Here is a 16182-nt window from a genome sequence, read left to right as displayed (position 1 = left end):
AGGTGGAGTCGTGAGCGAGCGGAGCGAGGGAACCATCAGCGCAGCGGCCTTGTGCCTTACGGCGGAGCCGAGCGTTAGCGAGGTGGAGTCGTGAGCGAGCGGAGCGAGGGAACCATCAGCGCAGCGGCCTTGTGCCTTACGGCGGAGCCGAGCGTTAGCGAGGTGGAGTCGTGAGGCACCTGCTGTCCGTCACCGATCTGGATCGCGACAGCGCGAGCGAATTGCTCGACGACGCCCAGCGTTTCGAACAGGCGCTGCTGGGGCGCGAGGTGCGTAAGCTGCCGACGCTGCGTGGGCGCACGGTCATGACCGTGTTCTTCGAGAACTCCACCCGCACCCGGGTCTCGTTCGAGGTCGCGGGGAAGTGGATGAGCGCCGACGTGATCAATGTCAGCGCGTCGAGTTCCTCGGTGTCCAAGGGCGAATCGCTGCGCGATACCGCGCTGACCCTGCACGCGGCGGGCGCCGATGCGCTCATCGTGCGGCATCCGGCCTCGGGTGCGGCCCATCAGATCGCCCGCTGGTTCGGCGAATTGGAAACGGGCGCGAGCGGCTACGCGGGAACGGGCCCGGCGGTCATCAACGCCGGTGACGGTATGCACGAGCATCCGACCCAGGCCCTGCTCGACGCGCTCACGCTGCGCCAGCGCCTCGGCGATCTCAACGGTAAGCGGATCGTGCTGGTCGGCGACATCCTGCACAGCCGGGTCGCGCGCTCGAACGCGTTCCTGCTGGCGATCCTCGGGGCCGAGGTGGTGCTGGTCGCGCCGCGCACGCTGCTGCCCGTCGGCGTCGACGCCTGGCCGGTGCGGGTCGCGCATTCGCTGGACGCCGAACTGCCCGGTGCGGACGCGGTCATGATGCTGCGGGTCCAGGCCGAGCGGATGAACGGCGGGTTCTTCCCGTCGGCGCGCGAGTACTCGATCAACTATGGACTGAACGAGCGGCGCATGGCGCTGCTCGACGAGCACGCGGTGGTGCTGCACCCGGGCCCGATGCTGCGCGGCATGGAGATCGCGTCGGCGGTGGCCGATTCGCCGAAAGCGGCGGTGCTGCAACAGGTTACCAATGGCGTGCATATGCGCATGGCGGTGCTGTTCCGCCTGCTGATCGGAACCGGGGAGGCGGTGGCATGAACGGTCAAGCCCGGAGGCGGCAGCGGAGCGTAACCATGGAGGGCTGCGTTCATGCCAGGGAGGACAGAGCATGAACGGTCAAGCCCGGAGGCGGCAGCGGAGCGTAACCATGAAGGGCTCCGTTCATGCTAGGGAGGACAGAGCATGACCACTATCGTGATCAAGAATGTGCGCCTCTACGGCGAGGGCGAGCCGGTCGACGTGCTGCTCGCCGACGGTGAGATCCGCGATATCGCAATGGATCTGGGCCCGATGGATGCCGAGACCATCGACGGCGCCGGGCAGATTCTGCTGCCGGGCTTCGTGGATCTGCACACACATCTGCGCGAACCGGGCCGTGAGGACACCGAAACCATCGAAACCGGTTCGGCCGCGGCCGCTCTCGGCGGCTACACCGCGGTGTTCGCGATGGCCAACACCAGCCCGATCGCCGACAGCGTCGTGGTCACCGATCACGTGTGGCGGCGCGGACAGGAGATCGGCCTGGTCGATGTGTATCCGGTCGGCGCGGTGACCGTCGGGCTCGAGGGTAAGCAGCTGGCGGAGATGGGCACCATGGCCGCCGGTGAGGCCGGGGTACGGATGTTCTCCGACGACGGCCACTGCGTCTACGACCCGCTGATCATGCGCCGCGCCCTGGAGTACTCCAACTCTCTCGGCGTGCTCATCGCCCAGCACGCGGAGGAGCTGCGGCTGACGAAGGGCGCTGTGGCGCACGAGGGTCCGAACGCCGCGCGGCTGGGCCTGCAGGGCTGGCCGCGGGCGGCCGAGGAGTCGATCGTGGCCCGCGACGCGCTGCTGGCCCGCGATGCCGGTGCGCGCGTGCATATCTGCCACGCCTCCACCGCGGGCACCGTCGAACTGCTGAAATGGGCCAAGGGTCAGGGCATTTCGATCAGCGCCGAGGTCACTCCGCATCATCTGCTGCTCGACGATTCGCGGCTGGAGACCTACGACCCGGTCAACAAGGTGAATCCGCCGCTGCGCGAGGCCTCCGATGCCCAGGCCCTGCGCCGGGCCCTGGCCGAGGGCATCATCGACTGTGTGGCCACCGACCACGCCCCGCATGCCGTACAGGACAAGTGCTGCGAATTCGCCGCCGCCCGGCCCGGCATGCTGGGCCTGGAGACCGCCCTGTCGGTCATCGTCGAGACGATGGTGCGTACCGGACTGCTCGACTGGCGTGGCGTGGCGCGGGTGATGAGCGAAAACCCTTCGCGCATCGCGGGTCTGGACGATCAGGGCCGGCCGCTGGCGGTCGGCGAACCGGCCAATCTGACGCTGGTCGATCCGGAGACGGAATGGACCGTGCGGGCAACGGAGCTCGCGAGCATATCCACCAACACGCCTTTCGAGGCGATGACCCTGCCCGCGCGGGTGACGGCGACGTTCCTGCGCGGCCGGGTCACGGCCCGCGACGGTAAAGCGAGAGTGAGAGGCTGATGGAGCGACTGCTGTGGGTGCTCGTGCTGCTGGCACTGTTCCTATTGTTCCTGTGGCTGATGTATCGGGCCTGGCAGAAGAAGGCGCGGACGCAGGCCGCCTCGGTCGGTGAATTGCCGCCGGTGCCTGCGGAATTGGGTGCGCAACTGCTGGAGCCGACCACGGGCCTCTACACCGGAACAACGCTGGCGCCCAGCTGGCAGAACCGCATCGCGGTGGGTGATCTGGGGTTCCGGGCCACGGCGGAGCTCACCCGATTCGAGCGCGGCATCCTGCTCGAACGCGACGGCGCGATGCCGATCTGGATTCCCCAGGAATCGGTCACCGCGGTACGCACCGAGCGGGGCCACGCGAACAAGGTCATGACAAAAGATGGTGTGCTGGTAATTCGCTGGAAGCTGCCGACCGGGACCGAGGTGGACACCGGATTCCGAGGGGACGACAAGTCGGTGTATCCGGCCTGGACGGCGAGCGCGATCAGCACGATGACGGGAGAAGAGGCATGAGCGACGCTGTGATGGTGCTGGAGGACGGTCGCGTATTCCGCGGCGCGTCCTTCGGCGCCACCGGAGAAACGTTGGGCGAGGCGGTGTTCTGCACCGCGATGACCGGCTATCAGGAGACCCTGACCGATCCCAGCTATCACCGCCAGATCGTGGTGGCCACGGCCCCGCAGATCGGCAATACGGGCTGGAACGACGAGGACGACGAGTCGAAGAAGATCTGGGTCGCGGGCTACGTCGTGCGTGACCCGGCCAAGCGCGCCTCCAACTGGCGCGCCACCACCACGCTGCAGGACGAGCTGGAACGTCAGCAGGTCGTCGGCATCGCGGGGATCGACACCCGCGCGCTGGTGCGGCATCTGCGCAGCCGCGGCTCGATGAAGGCGGGCATCTTCTCCGGCGCCGCCGCGGCCGCCTCGGCCGAGGAGCTGCTGGCCCGGGTCACCGGCCAGCCCTCGATGCTGGGCGCGGATCTGGCCGAACAGGTCAGCACCGACGACGTCTACACGATCGAGCCCATCGGCGAATATCGCTTCACCGTGGTCGCGGTCGACCTGGGCATCAAGACCAACACCCCGCGCATGTTCGCCGAGCGCGGTATGCGGGTGCACGTGGTGCCCTCGGGCGTCACCCTGGACCAGATCAAGGAGCTCAACCCCAACGGGGTGTTCCTGTCCAACGGCCCGGGCGACCCGGCCACCCAGGACAACGCGGTCGAGCTCACCAAAGCCGTTCTCGGCGAGGGCATTCCGCTGTTCGGTATCTGCTTCGGCAACCAGATCCTGGGCCGCGCACTGGGTTTGCGGACCTACAAGATGAAGTTCGGCCACCGCGGTATCAACGTGCCGGTGATCGACCACACCACCGGGCAGATCTCGATCACCGCGCAGAACCACGGTTTCGCGCTCGAGGGTGAGGCCGGGCAGCGCTTCGACACCCCGTTCGGCGCCGCCGAGGTCAGCCACACCTGCGCCAACGACGGCACCGTCGAGGGCGTGCGACTGATCGACGGTCGCGCCTTCTCCGTGCAATACCACCCCGAGGCCGCCGCGGGTCCGCACGACGCCGCCTATCTTTTCGACCGCTTCGCCGGTCTCATGGAGGGAGTCTGATGCCACGCCGCGAGGATCTGCACCACATCCTGGTGATCGGCTCGGGCCCGATCGTGATCGGCCAGGCCTGCGAATTCGACTACTCCGGCACCCAGGCGTGCCGGGTGCTGCGATCCGAGGGCCTGCGGGTATCGCTGGTCAACTCGAATCCGGCCACGATCATGACCGATCCGGAATACGCCGACGCGACCTACGTCGAGCCCATCACCGCCGAATTCGTCGAGAAGGTCATCGAAAAGGAGCGCCCCGACGCCATTCTCGCGACGCTGGGCGGCCAGACCGCGCTCAATACCGCGGTCGCATTGCATGAGCGCGGTGTGCTGCAGAAGTACAACGTCGAGCTGATCGGCGCGGACTTCGAGGCAATCCAGCGCGGTGAGGACCGGCAGAAGTTCAAGGACATCGTCGCCAAGGTCGGCGGCGAATCGGCCCGCTCCCGGGTCTGCTACACCATGGACGAGGTCCACGACACCGTCGCGGAACTGGGTTTCCCGGTGGTCGTGCGCCCGTCGTTCACCATGGGCGGCCTCGGTTCGGGTATGGCCTACAACGATGCCGACCTCGACCGGATCGCCGGCGGCGGCCTGTCCGCCTCGCCGACGGCCAATGTGCTCATCGAGGAGTCCATCCTGGGCTGGAAGGAATTCGAGCTCGAGCTCATGCGCGACAGCCGCGACAACGTCGTGGTGGTCTGCTCGATCGAGAACGTGGACCCGATGGGCGTGCACACCGGTGATTCGGTGACCGTCGCGCCCGCGATGACGCTGACCGACCGCGAGTACCAGAAGATGCGCGATCTGGGCATCGCCATCCTGCGCGAGGTCGGCGTCGACACCGGCGGCTGCAATATCCAGTTCGCCGTCGACCCCAGCGACGGCCGCCTGATCGTCATCGAGATGAATCCGCGTGTGTCGCGCTCGTCGGCATTGGCTTCCAAGGCAACGGGTTTCCCGATCGCGAAGATCGCCGCGAAGCTGGCCATCGGCTACACCCTCGACGAGATCGTCAACGACATCACCAAGGAGACGCCCGCCTGTTTCGAGCCGACGCTCGACTACGTGGTGGTCAAGGCCCCGCGATTCGCGTTCGAGAAGTTCGTCGGCGCCGATGCGACCCTCACCACCACCATGAAGTCGGTCGGCGAGGCGATGTCGTTGGGCCGCAACTTCTCCGAGGCGCTGGGCAAGGTGCTGCGTTCGCTCGAGACCAAGGCCGCGGGCTTCTGGACCCAGCCCGACGGGCGCTGGACCGATGTCGCGGCGATCCTCGACGATCTGCGGGTACCGGTCGAGGGCCGCCTCTACCAGGTGGAGCGCGCGCTGCGCCTGGGCGCGAGCATCGAGGACGTCGCGGCGGCCTCGGGTATCGACCCGTGGTTCGTCGCCGAGGTCGCCGGTCTGGTCGATCTGCGTGTCGAGATCCTCGCCGCGCCCGTGCTGGACGAGCCGCTGCTGCGCCGCGCCAAGCACAACGGCCTGTCCGATCGCCAGATCGCCGCGCTGCGACCGGAATTGGCGGGCGAGAACGGCGTGCGCGAGCTGCGTCATCGCCTCGGCATCCGGCCGGTGTACAAGACCGTGGACACCTGCGCTGCCGAATTCGAGGCCAAGACGCCGTACCACTACTCGAGCTACGAACTGGATCCGGCCGCCGAATCCGAGGTCGCCCCGCAGCTCGAGCGCGACAAGGTGATCATTCTGGGCTCGGGGCCCAACCGCATCGGCCAGGGCATCGAATTCGACTACTCCTGCGTGCACGCCGCGCAGACGCTGTCGGCGGCCGGGTACGAGACGGTGATGGTCAACTGCAATCCGGAGACCGTCTCCACCGACTACGACACCGCCGATCGTCTCTACTTCGAGCCGCTGACCTTCGAGGATGTGCTCGAGGTGTATCACGCCGAGCGCGAATCGGGCACGGTCGCGGGCGTGATCGTGCAGCTGGGCGGGCAGACCCCGCTGGGCCTGGCGCAGCGGCTGACCGATGCCGGTGTCCCGCTGGTCGGCACCTCCGCCGCGGCCATCGACCTGGCCGAGGATCGCGGCGAATTCGGTCATGTGCTGGTCGAGGCCGGCCTGCCCGCGCCGAAGTACGGCACCGCCACCACCTTCGACCAGGCCAAGAAGATCGCCGCGAGCATCGGCTATCCGGTGCTGGTGCGGCCGTCCTATGTGCTCGGCGGGCGCGGTATGGAGATCGTCTACGACGAGGGCTCGCTGGAGGGCTACATCTCCCGGGCCACCGAGCTCTCGCCGGAGCATCCGGTGCTGGTGGACCGGTTCCTGGAGGACGCCATCGAGATCGACGTCGACGCGCTGTGCGACGGCGAGGAGGTCTTCCTGGGCGGCGTGATGGAGCATATCGAGGAGGCCGGTATCCACTCCGGCGACTCCGCGTGCGCGCTGCCGCCGATCACACTGGGCCGCAGCGATATCGAGGCCGTGCGCCGCAGCACCGCCGCGCTGGCCCAGGGCATCGGCGTGCGTGGCCTGCTCAATGTGCAGTACGCGCTCAAGGACGATGTGCTCTACGTGCTCGAGGCCAATCCCCGTGCCAGCCGGACGGTTCCGTTCGTGTCCAAGGCCACCGCGGTGCCGCTGGCCAAGGCGGCGGCGCGAATCATGTTGGGCGCCACCATCGCCGAGCTGCGCAAGGAGGGCATGCTGCCCGCCGAGGGCGACGGCGGGCACGCGCCGATGGACGCGCCCGTCGCGGTCAAGGAGGCCGTGCTGCCGTTCCACCGCTTCCGCCGCCCGGACGGTTCGGGCATCGACTCGCTGCTGTCGCCGGAGATGAAGTCGACCGGCGAGGTAATGGGCATCGACGCCGACTTCGGTACCGCATTCGCGAAGAGTCAGACCGCGGCCTATGGCTCGCTGCCGACCGAGGGTACGGTATTTGTGTCGATCGCCAACCGTGACAAGCGAGCCATGGTGTTCCCGGTGAAGCGGCTGCACGATCTGGGTTTCCGGATCCTGGCCACCGAAGGAACGGCAGAAATGTTGCGGCGCAATGGAATTCCGTGCGAGCGGGTACGCAAGCATTCGGAGCCGTCGCCGACCGACAAACCGACGATCGTCGATCAGATCAAAGATGGCGAGATCGACATAGTGTTCAACACCCCTTACGGCAATTCGGGGCCTCGGGTCGACGGCTACGAGATCCGGACCGCCGCGGTGGGTGCGGACATTCCATGCATCACCACGGTGCAGGGCGCGGCCGCGGCCGTGCAGGGCATCGAGGCAACGATCAACGGCGGCATCGGGGTGCGCTCACTACAAGAGCTGCATGCCGTGCTGCGCGGCTGACAGGTAACAGGAGAGGACAACTACGGTGGGAGCCATCGGGTTTGGGGCAGGTGCCCGTCCCGTCGGCGCAGGACGGGTCAAGCCCCGTCGGCGTCGGGCGTTCGATACCGGTGAGGCGGCATTGCCGGGCGGTGGGGATATCCGGGGCATGCGGAAGGTCGGCGGGTATTCGACCGTCGGATTCCGCGACACCCCGCCCATGGGCCGGTACGCACTCGTTATCGACGAGGATCCGATCGAACCGGAGCTGGCGACCGCCGGCGCCGACGCGGAGGGCCGGTGACGTCGTTCGGTGAACGGTTGCGCGAGTCCACCGGGCGACACGGCGCGCTGTGTGTGGGCATCGATCCGCATCCGCCGCTGCTGCGCGCCTGGGGCCTGACCGAGGACGTCGAGGGGCTCAAACGCTTCGCCGATACCTGTGTCGAGGCGTTCGAGGGCCGCGTGGCGGTGGTCAAGCCGCAGGTGGCCTTCTTCGAGGCGTACGGCTCGGGCGGGCTCATGGTGCTCGAGGACACGATCGCCGCGTTGCGGGCGGGCGGCACGCTGGTGCTGGCCGATGCCAAGCGCGGTGATATCGGATCCACGATGGCCGCCTATGCGGCGGCCTGGCTCGGTGACGGTCCACTAGGCAGCGACGCCGTCACCGTCTCGCCCTATCTGGGCTTCGGATCGCTCACTCCCGCAATCGAAGTGGCGATGACCAACGATCGCGGCGTGATCGTGCTCGCGGCCACCTCCAATCCGGAGGCCGCCGCCCTGCAACGCACGGTGACCGCCGACGGCCGCACGGTCGCCCAGACGATGGTCGACGACGCGGCCGCTTGCAATGCGGGCGCGTCGTTCGGTTCGGTCGGTGTGGTGATCGGCGCGACGCTCACCGAGGCCCCGGATCTGAGCAAGCTCAACGGCCCGATCCTCATGCCGGGCGTCGGCGCTCAGGGCGGGGGAGCGGGGTCGATCCGTGCCCTGGTGCCGCCGGAGAGCCTGTCGGCGGTGCTGCCCAACGTGTCTCGCGAGGTGTTGGCGGCCGGGCCGTCGGTCGCGGCCCTGCGCACTCGCGTGCATCAGCTCGCCGAGGAGTTCGCCTTCCTGCAGGCATGACGCATGACAACCCCCGAACGGGCCGGTCTCGAATGAGACCGGCCCGTTCGCTTTCTGTGCCCCGCTGCGGTTTTCGAAGGCCCGGATCGGATGAGGGCTACGGATCTGTGTTTTGCCGCGTCAGCGTGCGTTTGAGGCGTTGTTTCGGCCCCGACCCGCGCGGTCGCCATCGATTCGGTCGCGCGACTCGGAGCGCGGGAGTGCGTGACATGCGACACGCAGGGGCAGAAAACTGCGACACGCCGAGAATCTCGAGAAAGTTCCTGGTCGGGGGATAACGACCGGATTACAACCGCTGCGGGTACCCCGGCTGTCCGGCATCGACGCCGGTCAGAGGGCGGAAAATCGCAGGTCATCACGTAAATCGCGAGATCGGCGGTAGGATCTGCGCTATCGGTCCGATGGGACGCGACGGGGCGTCCGCACGCGCGATACCGTGCCCGAATCCCGCGCTGACCTGGGGGGTGGGTTCGCAATCGGCAGGCGGCGTGGGTACGGTCGCACAGACCGCCGGGTTACCGGCGGGAGATCATGCAATGAACGATGAGACGGAGGAACCGTGGCCCTTCCCCAGCTGACTGACGAGCAGCGCGCCGCTGCTTTGGAGAAGGCGGCTGCCGCTCGCCGCGCTCGGGCAGAGCTCAAGGAGCGCCTGAAGCGTGGCGGCACCGACCTGAAGACGGTCCTGAAGGATGCCGAGACCGATGAGGTCCTGGGCAAGATGAAGGTGTCGGCGCTGCTCGAGGCCCTGCCCAAGGTTGGCAAGGTCAAGGCCGCCGAGATCATGACCGAGCTCGAGATCGCCCCGACCCGTCGCCTGCGCGGCCTGGGTGATCGTCAGCGCAAGGCGCTGCTGGCGAAGTTCGACCAAGCCTGATCACGAGGGTGGTCGAGCACACGCAGAAGGGTCGACTGGTAGTACTGGTCGGCCCCTCGGCCGTCGGCAAGTCGACGATCGTCCGGTGCGTCCGAGAACGACTGCCGGACTTGGTCTTCAGTGTCTCGGCCACCACTCGGGCCCCCCGGCCCGGGGAGGTCGACGGCCGCGATTATCGCTTCGTGACCAGGGCCGAGTTCGACGTCATGATCGAACAGGGGGACCTGCTCGAATGGGCCGATATTCACGGCGGCCTGCAGCGGTCGGGAACACCGGCCGCACCCGTGCGCGACGCACTCGCCGCCGGGCGCAACGTTCTGGTGGAGGTGGATCTGGAGGGGGCGCGCCAGGTCCGCAAGGTGATGCCCGAGGCTCATCTGGTCTTCCTGGCACCGCCCACCTGGGAGGAGCTCGTCGCCCGACTGACCGGGCGCGGCACCGAATCGCCCGAGGTCATCGAGCGTCGCCTGCAGACGGCGAAGATGGAATTGGCCGCCTGTGACGAGTTCGACACCGTGATCGTGAACGACGATCTGACCAGCGCCTGTGAGCAGTTGGTATCGTTGTTTGTTAGCACAATTCTGAAATGAGTGCGGCCGGATCCGGCCGAATTCACACCACCCGAGACCCGCAGGAGCCTCCCTAGTGAGCGATACCAAGGCCGTGCCCACCTATGACACCCCCATCGGCCTGACCAACCCGCCGATCGACGAGCTGCTCGAGCGCACGTCGTCGAAGTACGCGCTGGTCATCTATGCGGCCAAGCGGGCCCGTCAGATCAACGATTACTACAACCAGCTCGGCGACGGCATCCTCGAGTACGTGGGTCCCTTGGTCGAGCCGGGCCTGCAGGAGAAGCCGCTGTCGGTGGCGCTGCGCGAGATCCACTCCGATCTGCTCGAGCACTCCGAAGGCGAGTAACGGCTTTGGGGCGTTGGCGTCAGGGCCCGGAGGCGGCAGCTTGCGTAACCACGCAGGGCCCCGCGAACGCCCCCGTCGTATACAGCCGCCCACCACACCCGGACCCCGAAGAGGCGTAGTCAGATGCGGATCGTTGTCGGCGTGGGCGGCGGGATCGCCGCCTACAAGGCCTGCTCTCTCATTCGCAAGTTCACCGAGACCGGGCATCACGTCCGAGTGATCCCGACCGAGTCGGCGCTGCAGTTCGTCGGCAAGGCGACCTTCGAGGCGCTGTCCGGAAATCGGGTCGACACAGGCGTTTTCGCCGATGTCCCCGAGGTACCGCATGTGCGGATCGGCCAGGAGGCCGACCTCGTGGTGATCGCGCCCGCGACCGCCGATCTGATGGCACGCGCCGCGATGGGCCGTGCCGACGATCTGCTCACCGCGACGCTGCTGACCGCGCGATGTCCCGTGCTGTTCGCCCCGGCCATGCATACGGAGATGTGGGAGCATCCGGCCACGGTGGCGAATGTGCGGACGCTGCGCGAGCACGGCGCGATCGTGATGGAACCCGCCTCCGGCCGCCTCACCGGCGCCGATACCGGTCCGGGCCGGCTGCCCGAGCCCGAGGAGATCTTCGCGCTGGCCTCGCTGCTGCTCGAGCGCACCGATGCCATCCCGCGCGATCTGGAGGGCCGCCGCATCGTGGTGTCTGCGGGCGGCACGCGCGAACCGCTGGATCCGGTGCGGTTCCTGGGCAATCGCAGTTCGGGTAAGCAGGGCTATGCCATGGCCCGGGTGGCCGCCCAGCGTGGCGCCCATGTGATCTTGGTCGCGGGCAATACCATCGGACTCGAACCCCCCGCCGGCGTCGAGGTGGTGCATGTCACCACCGCCGAGCAGCTCGGTATCGCGGTGGACAAACACGCCGCGGGCGCCGATGCGGTCATCATGGCCGCCGCGGTCGCCGACTTCCGGCCCGACCATGTGGCCGCCGCGAAGATCAAAAAGGGTGCCGGAGAACCGGATTCGATCGGCCTCACCAAGAATCGCGACATTCTCGCCGGGCTGGTGCAGGCGCGCCGCGACGGCCGGCTGCCGGGTCTGGCGATCGTCGGATTCGCCGCCGAAACCGGTGACGAGCAGGGCGATGTGCTGACCTACGCCCGCGCGAAGCTGAAGCGAAAAGGCTGTGACCTGCTGGTAGTCAACGCGGTTGGCGAAGGTAAGGCCTTCGAGGTCGACAACAACGACGGTTGGCTACTCGGCGCCGACGGCACCGAACAGGCCCTCGATCACGGATCGAAGGCGTTGTTGGCCAGCCGGGTGCTCGACGCGCTGGGACCCCTCCTGCGCTGACGCGCCGCCGGTTCCGGCTTATCCTGAAATATGGCACGCAATGCGTCATGGCATTGTGTGTGTCAGCGCACCGGCCGCCGAAACGGAGCCCTGTGGAGGTGTTGTCGCTGGTGGGGGCGTCGCGCCAGCGGCGTCATCGCCCACCCCGTCGGTGGTTTGGAATAGTCTGAGTCAAAGGACTGTGCGATGACGTCATGCCGTTACCGTCGCAGTCCCGAGACAGAAACCCGTTGAGGGAGAGGGATTAACTGTGCGCACGTCCGGTAGCCGGCTATTCACTAGTGAGTCCGTGACCGAGGGTCACCCCGACAAGATCTGTGATGCCATCAGCGATTCCGTACTCGACGCGCTGCTCGCGCAAGATCCGCGCAGCCGTGTCGCGGTGGAGACCTTGGTCACAACCGGCCAGGTCCACGTGGCCGGTGAGGTCACCACATCGGCCTATGCGGACATTCCGACGATCGTGCGCGAGAAGGTGCTCGAGATCGGGTACGACTCCTCGGCCAAGGGCTTCGACGGTGCCTCCTGCGGCGTGAACGTCGCCATCGGCGCGCAGTCGCCCGATATCGCCCAGGGCGTTGATCATTCGCACGAGGCGCGCGTCGGCGGCTCCGACGACGAGATCGAGCGGCAGGGCGCGGGCGACCAGGGCCTGATGTTCGGTTATGCCACCAAGGAGACCCCCGAGCTCATGCCGCTGCCGATCGCGCTGGCGCATCGCCTGTCGCGGCGGCTGACCGAGGTTCGCAAGTCCGGCGTGCTGCCGTACCTGCGTCCCGACGGTAAGACCCAGGTCACCATCGAATACGACGGTGCGCGCCCGGTCCGACTGGACACGGTGGTCATCTCCACCCAGCACGCCGCCGATATCGATCTGGACAACCTGCTCGCCCCCGATATCCGCGAGAAGGTCGTGGATTCGGTGCTCGCCGAGCTGGAACTGCCCGAGCCGCTGGACATCTCGAACATCCGGCTGCTGGTGAACCCGACCGGCAAGTTCGTACTCGGTGGCCCGATGGGTGACGCGGGCCTGACCGGCCGCAAGATCATCGTCGACACCTACGGCGGCATGGCTCGCCACGGTGGTGGCGCGTTCTCCGGCAAGGATCCGTCGAAGGTGGACCGTTCGGCCGCTTACGCCATGCGCTGGGTCGCCAAGAACGTGGTCGCCGCAGATCTGGCCGAACGGGTCGAGGTGCAGGTCGCCTACGCCATCGGCAAGGCCGCACCGGTCGGTCTGTTCGTCGAGACCTTCGGCACCGAAAAGGTCGATCCCGCAAAGATTTCCGCGGCCCTGGCCGAGGTCTTCGACCTGCGTCCCGGCGCGATCATCCGCGACCTGGACCTGCTGCGCCCGATCTACGCCCCCACGGCGGCCTACGGCCACTTCGGCCGCACCGACGTGGACCTCCCGTGGGAGCACACCGACCGTGCGGACAAGCTCCGCGCGGCTGTCGGCCTGTAAGGAGGCGGCTGGATGGGTTGCTGTGGGAGGCCGCATCTGATGCGCGCGGACAAGCTCCGCGCGGCCGTCGGCCTCTAGTTGGCCACCCCGGTGCCGGAAGCGGCGGCAGTCGCGCGTCCCATCGCGCGCGTTCTGCCGCTGCTCGAACCGGCCCATCTGGACCGGGATTTCGACTACCTGGTTCCCGCAGACCTGGACGCGCACGCCCAACCGGGCGTGCGCGTCCGCGTGCGTTTCTCGGGCCGCCTCATCGACGGCTTCATCCTGGCCCGCCTCGAAACCTCCGACCACACCGGCAAACTCGTCCGCCTGGAGCGAGTCGTCTCCCCTGAACGGGTCCTCACCCCCGAGATCCTCCGCCTGGTCGAGGCCGTCGCCTCCCGCTACGCGGGCACCCGAGCCGACGTCCTCCGCTTGGCTATCCCACCCCGCCACGCCAAGGCCGAATCGGAAACCCCGAAGCTCAAAACCACACCGTCCCAGGACGTTCCGCCCGGGCCCGGTCCGACGGATTCCACCGAGTCGGACGACAACCCGAACACCCCCGCCCCCTCGGAGTCGGCTACTCCGGCGAACGACGTCTCTCATCCATTCACCCAGCAGGACAACCCTTCTGGCCCCCTCACCGACCCCGACGACCACTCGGACGCTCCCGTCCAGGCGGCCGACCCCGCTGATCCCCCCACCAAGTCCGACGGCCCCACTCATCGCCCCACCCGGGCAAAGCCTTTCTCCGACTTGCCCACTCAGGCGGACAACCTCGCTGGTTCTCCCGCCGGGGCGAATGCCCTCTCCGTTTCCCCTGCCGAGGCGGACGCTCCCTCAGAGTCCGTTGGTGAGGCGGATGCCCGCTCGGTGTCCGTTGGTGAGGCTGACGTCCGTTCGGTGTCCGTTGGTGAGGTGGACGCTTGCTCGGTGCCTGTTGGCGGGGCGGATGCTCGCTCAGAGTCTGTTGGTGAGGCTGACGTCCGCTCGGTGTCCGTTGGTGAGGCAGATGCCCGCTCGGAGTTTGTTGGCGGGGCGGATGTCCGCTCGGTGTCCGTTGGCGAGGCGGATACCCCTTCGGAGTCCCCTGACGAGGCGGCTGCCCTCTCAGAGTCCCCTGCCCGGACGGAGTCCGGGCAGGGGCAGCACCGGGATGGGGCTGTGGCCATGGATGTTTCGCAATTCCCCGGTTGGCGGAAGTATCGGCATGGGGAGTCGTTTCTCACGGCGCTGGGACAGGGGCGGGGGCCGCGGGCGGCGTGGCAGGCCTTGCCGGGGGAGGAGTGGGCTCGGCGGATTGCGGAGTTGGCGGCGGTGACCGTCGCTGGTGGGCGCAGTGTGCTGGTGTTGGTGCCGGATCAGCGGGATCTGGATCGGGTGTTGGGGGCCTGCACCGAATTGGTGGGGGATGCGGTGGTGGGGCTGGCGGCGGGGTTGGGGCCCGCGGCGCGGTACCGGCGGTGGCTGGCGTCGTTGCGGGGGAGTGCCCGGGTGGTGGTGGGCACGCGCAGCGCCGTCTTCGTGCCCGCGAAAGAGCTTGGGCTGATCGTCATCTGGGACGATGGCGACGACACGTATGCCGAGCCGCGATCGCCGTATCCGCACGCACGCGAGGTGGCGATGTTGCGGGCGCACGAGACGGGGGCGGCGTTTCTGGCGGGCGGATTCTCGCGGACCGCGGAGATTCAGGCCGTGGTGGAATCGGGATGGGCGCACGATCTGCTCGCCGATCGGTCCGTACTGCGCGAGCAGATGCCGCGGATCAGCGCGCCGGGCGATAGCGACGTTGCGCTGGAACGAGATCCGGTCGCACGGGCGGTCCGCATCCCCGGCGTCGCCTTCACCGCCGCCCGCAACGCGCTGGCGGCGGGGGAGTCGGTACTCGTGCAGGTTCCCCGGCGGGGATACGTCCCGGCATTGTCGTGCGCGAAATGCCGGACGCCCGCGCGCTGCCGGCAATGCAACGGGCCCTTGGCATTGCCGGACAATGCCCCGACGAGCCGGTCGAGAGGTGCGGGAGCCCAGTCCGATCGGGCCGGGGCCAAGGTCGAGGGTCGATCCGATGGCCGGGTACGACCCGAGCGAGCCGCAGGACCCGACGGCGGCGAGCAGCACCGCACACAACTACTCACCGGCTCCGCCCGGGATCTGGGAGTCGCGTTCTCGCGCAGCACATCCGGCGAGGTCGCGCACAGCCCCAGCTGCCGATGGTGCGGTAAGACCGAGGCCGCGTTCCGCTGCGGATCCTGCGGTTCGCGGGCGCTGCGGGCCGTGGTGATCGGCGCCGCGCGCACGCAGGAAGAACTGGGCCGGGCATTTCCCGGCGTGCCGATTCGCGGATCCGGCGGCACGGCCGTACTGGATTCGATACCCGAGGGTCCGCAGGTGGTGGTGGCGACCATCGGGGCCGAGCCGGTGGCGCCCGGCGGATACGGAGTAGCCCTGCTGCTGGACGGCTGGGCCTTGCTGGGCCGGGCGGATCTGCGCGCGGCCGAGGATGCGTTGCGCCGCTGGATGACCGCGGCCACGCTGGTCCGCTCGACCGGCCGAGTGATCGTCATGGCCGATCCCGCCGCCCCCACGGTGCAGGCCCTGGTCCGTTGGGATCCGGTGGGCCACGCGGATTTCGAACTCGCCGCCCGCACCGAGGTCCGCTTCCCCCCGGCCGTGCGCCTGGCCGCCATCGACGGCACCGCCGACTCCATCGCCGAATTGCTCGGCGAGGCAAAGCTTCCCCCCGAGGTCGAAATCCTGGGTCCGGTCGCCCTGCCCCCGGGCGCGCGAAAGCCCTTCTCCTCCGGCGATTCCCCCATCGAGGTCGAACGCATGATCCTGCGCGCCACCCGCCCCGCCGGCATGGCCCTGTCCCGAGCCCTCGCCGCCGCCCAGGCCGTCCGTAGCACCCACCGCTCCGACGCCCCCCTCCGCGTCCAGATCGACCCGATCGACATCGGCTGATCCCCCCCGGCCCTACGAACTCATCCACG

At 68.2% G+C, this 16182-nt stretch carries 13 protein-coding genes and 1 pseudogene; all 14 read left to right on the top strand.

Annotated features, from left to right (window positions below; translation table 11 throughout):
* Positions 1-170 precede the first annotated feature (170 nt).
* The 14 genes and pseudogenes from ACIA76_RS01770 to ACIA76_RS01705 all read left to right on the top strand — a co-directional run bounded on the left by ACIA76_RS01770 (position 171) and on the right by ACIA76_RS01705 (position 16153).
* Complete coding sequence (locus ACIA76_RS01770; RefSeq protein WP_397147255.1) at positions 171-1136, top strand: aspartate carbamoyltransferase catalytic subunit; 966 nt, start codon at positions 171-173, stop codon at positions 1134-1136.
* A gap of 144 nt (positions 1137-1280) precedes the next feature.
* Positions 1281-2579: a dihydroorotase gene (locus ACIA76_RS01765; protein WP_397147253.1), complete on the top strand. Its 1299-nt coding sequence runs from the start codon at positions 1281-1283 to the stop codon at positions 2577-2579.
* The gene (locus ACIA76_RS01760) at positions 2579-3085 is read left to right on the top strand and encodes a transporter (RefSeq protein WP_397147251.1); all 507 of its coding nucleotides are present in this window, start codon (positions 2579-2581) and stop codon (positions 3083-3085) included. The genes ACIA76_RS01765 and ACIA76_RS01760 overlap by 1 nt, the downstream gene beginning before the upstream one ends.
* On the top strand, positions 3082-4194 hold the full coding sequence (gene carA, locus ACIA76_RS01755; RefSeq protein WP_397147249.1) for a glutamine-hydrolyzing carbamoyl-phosphate synthase small subunit: 1113 nt from the start codon (positions 3082-3084) through the stop codon (positions 4192-4194). Before ACIA76_RS01760 ends, carA begins: the two co-directional genes overlap by 4 nt.
* Positions 4194-7502: a carbamoyl-phosphate synthase large subunit gene (gene carB, locus ACIA76_RS01750; RefSeq protein ID WP_397147246.1), complete on the top strand. Its 3309-nt coding sequence runs from the start codon at positions 4194-4196 to the stop codon at positions 7500-7502. Before carA ends, carB begins: the two co-directional genes overlap by 1 nt.
* A 148-nt stretch (positions 7503-7650) precedes the next feature.
* A complete protein-coding gene (locus ACIA76_RS01745; RefSeq protein ID WP_397147244.1) occupies positions 7651-7785 on the top strand; it encodes a hypothetical protein in 135 nt (44 codons plus the stop codon).
* Entirely contained in the window at positions 7782-8606 is an 825-nt protein-coding gene (pyrF, locus tag ACIA76_RS01740; protein ID WP_397147242.1) for an orotidine-5'-phosphate decarboxylase, read from the top strand. The genes ACIA76_RS01745 and pyrF overlap by 4 nt, the downstream gene beginning before the upstream one ends.
* 559 nt (positions 8607-9165) lie before the next feature.
* Entirely contained in the window at positions 9166-9483 is a 318-nt protein-coding gene (mihF, locus tag ACIA76_RS01735) for an integration host factor, actinobacterial type (RefSeq protein ID WP_040748769.1), read from the top strand.
* Between the two features lie 8 nt (positions 9484-9491).
* The gene (gene gmk, locus ACIA76_RS01730; protein WP_397147239.1) at positions 9492-10073 is read left to right on the top strand and encodes a guanylate kinase; all 582 of its coding nucleotides are present in this window, start codon (positions 9492-9494) and stop codon (positions 10071-10073) included.
* Positions 10074-10128: 55 nt separating this feature from the next.
* Positions 10129-10404, top strand: a complete 276-nt coding sequence (gene rpoZ, locus ACIA76_RS01725; RefSeq protein ID WP_397147237.1) for a DNA-directed RNA polymerase subunit omega — start codon at positions 10129-10131, stop codon at positions 10402-10404.
* 123 nt (positions 10405-10527) lie between these two features.
* Positions 10528-11745, top strand: coding sequence for a bifunctional phosphopantothenoylcysteine decarboxylase/phosphopantothenate--cysteine ligase CoaBC (gene coaBC, locus ACIA76_RS01720; protein WP_397147235.1), 1218 nt, complete (start codon positions 10528-10530; stop codon positions 11743-11745).
* A gap of 250 nt (positions 11746-11995) precedes the next feature.
* On the top strand, positions 11996-13210 hold the full coding sequence (metK, locus tag ACIA76_RS01715; RefSeq protein WP_397147233.1) for a methionine adenosyltransferase: 1215 nt from the start codon (positions 11996-11998) through the stop codon (positions 13208-13210).
* Between the two features lie 90 nt (positions 13211-13300).
* A pseudogene (locus ACIA76_RS01710) lies at positions 13301-13738 on the top strand (primosome assembly protein PriA); the annotation flags it as partial.
* Positions 13739-14245: 507 nt separating this feature from the next.
* On the top strand, positions 14246-16153 hold the full coding sequence (locus tag ACIA76_RS01705) for a primosomal protein N' (protein ID WP_397147956.1): 1908 nt from the start codon (positions 14246-14248) through the stop codon (positions 16151-16153).
* The last annotated feature ends 29 nt before the right edge of the window (positions 16154-16182 follow it).

It is taken from the genome of Nocardia sp. NPDC051570 (genome assembly GCF_044454005.1).
In the GTDB taxonomy this organism is placed as follows: Bacteria; Actinomycetota; Actinomycetes; order Mycobacteriales; family Mycobacteriaceae; genus Nocardia.
The sequence above is the reverse complement of the archived record's forward strand: the minus strand, read 5'-3'. Positions and strand labels throughout refer to the sequence as shown.

Bases quoted from the DNA above. Each gene is read 5' to 3' on its own strand.
- ACIA76_RS01765 (WP_397147253.1), top strand. From the start codon at position 1,281: ATGACCACTATCGTGATCAAGAATGTGCGCCTCTACGGCGAGGGCGAG.
- ACIA76_RS01760 (WP_397147251.1), top strand. From the start codon at position 2,579: ATGGAGCGACTGCTGTGGGTGCTCGTGCTGCTGGCACTGTTCCTATTG.
- carA (WP_397147249.1), top strand. From the start codon at position 3,082: ATGAGCGACGCTGTGATGGTGCTGGAGGACGGTCGCGTATTCCGCGGC.
- carB (WP_397147246.1), top strand. From the start codon at position 4,194: ATGCCACGCCGCGAGGATCTGCACCACATCCTGGTGATCGGCTCGGGC.
- ACIA76_RS01745 (WP_397147244.1), top strand. From the start codon at position 7,651: ATGCGGAAGGTCGGCGGGTATTCGACCGTCGGATTCCGCGACACCCCG.
- coaBC (WP_397147235.1), top strand. From the start codon at position 10,528: ATGCGGATCGTTGTCGGCGTGGGCGGCGGGATCGCCGCCTACAAGGCC.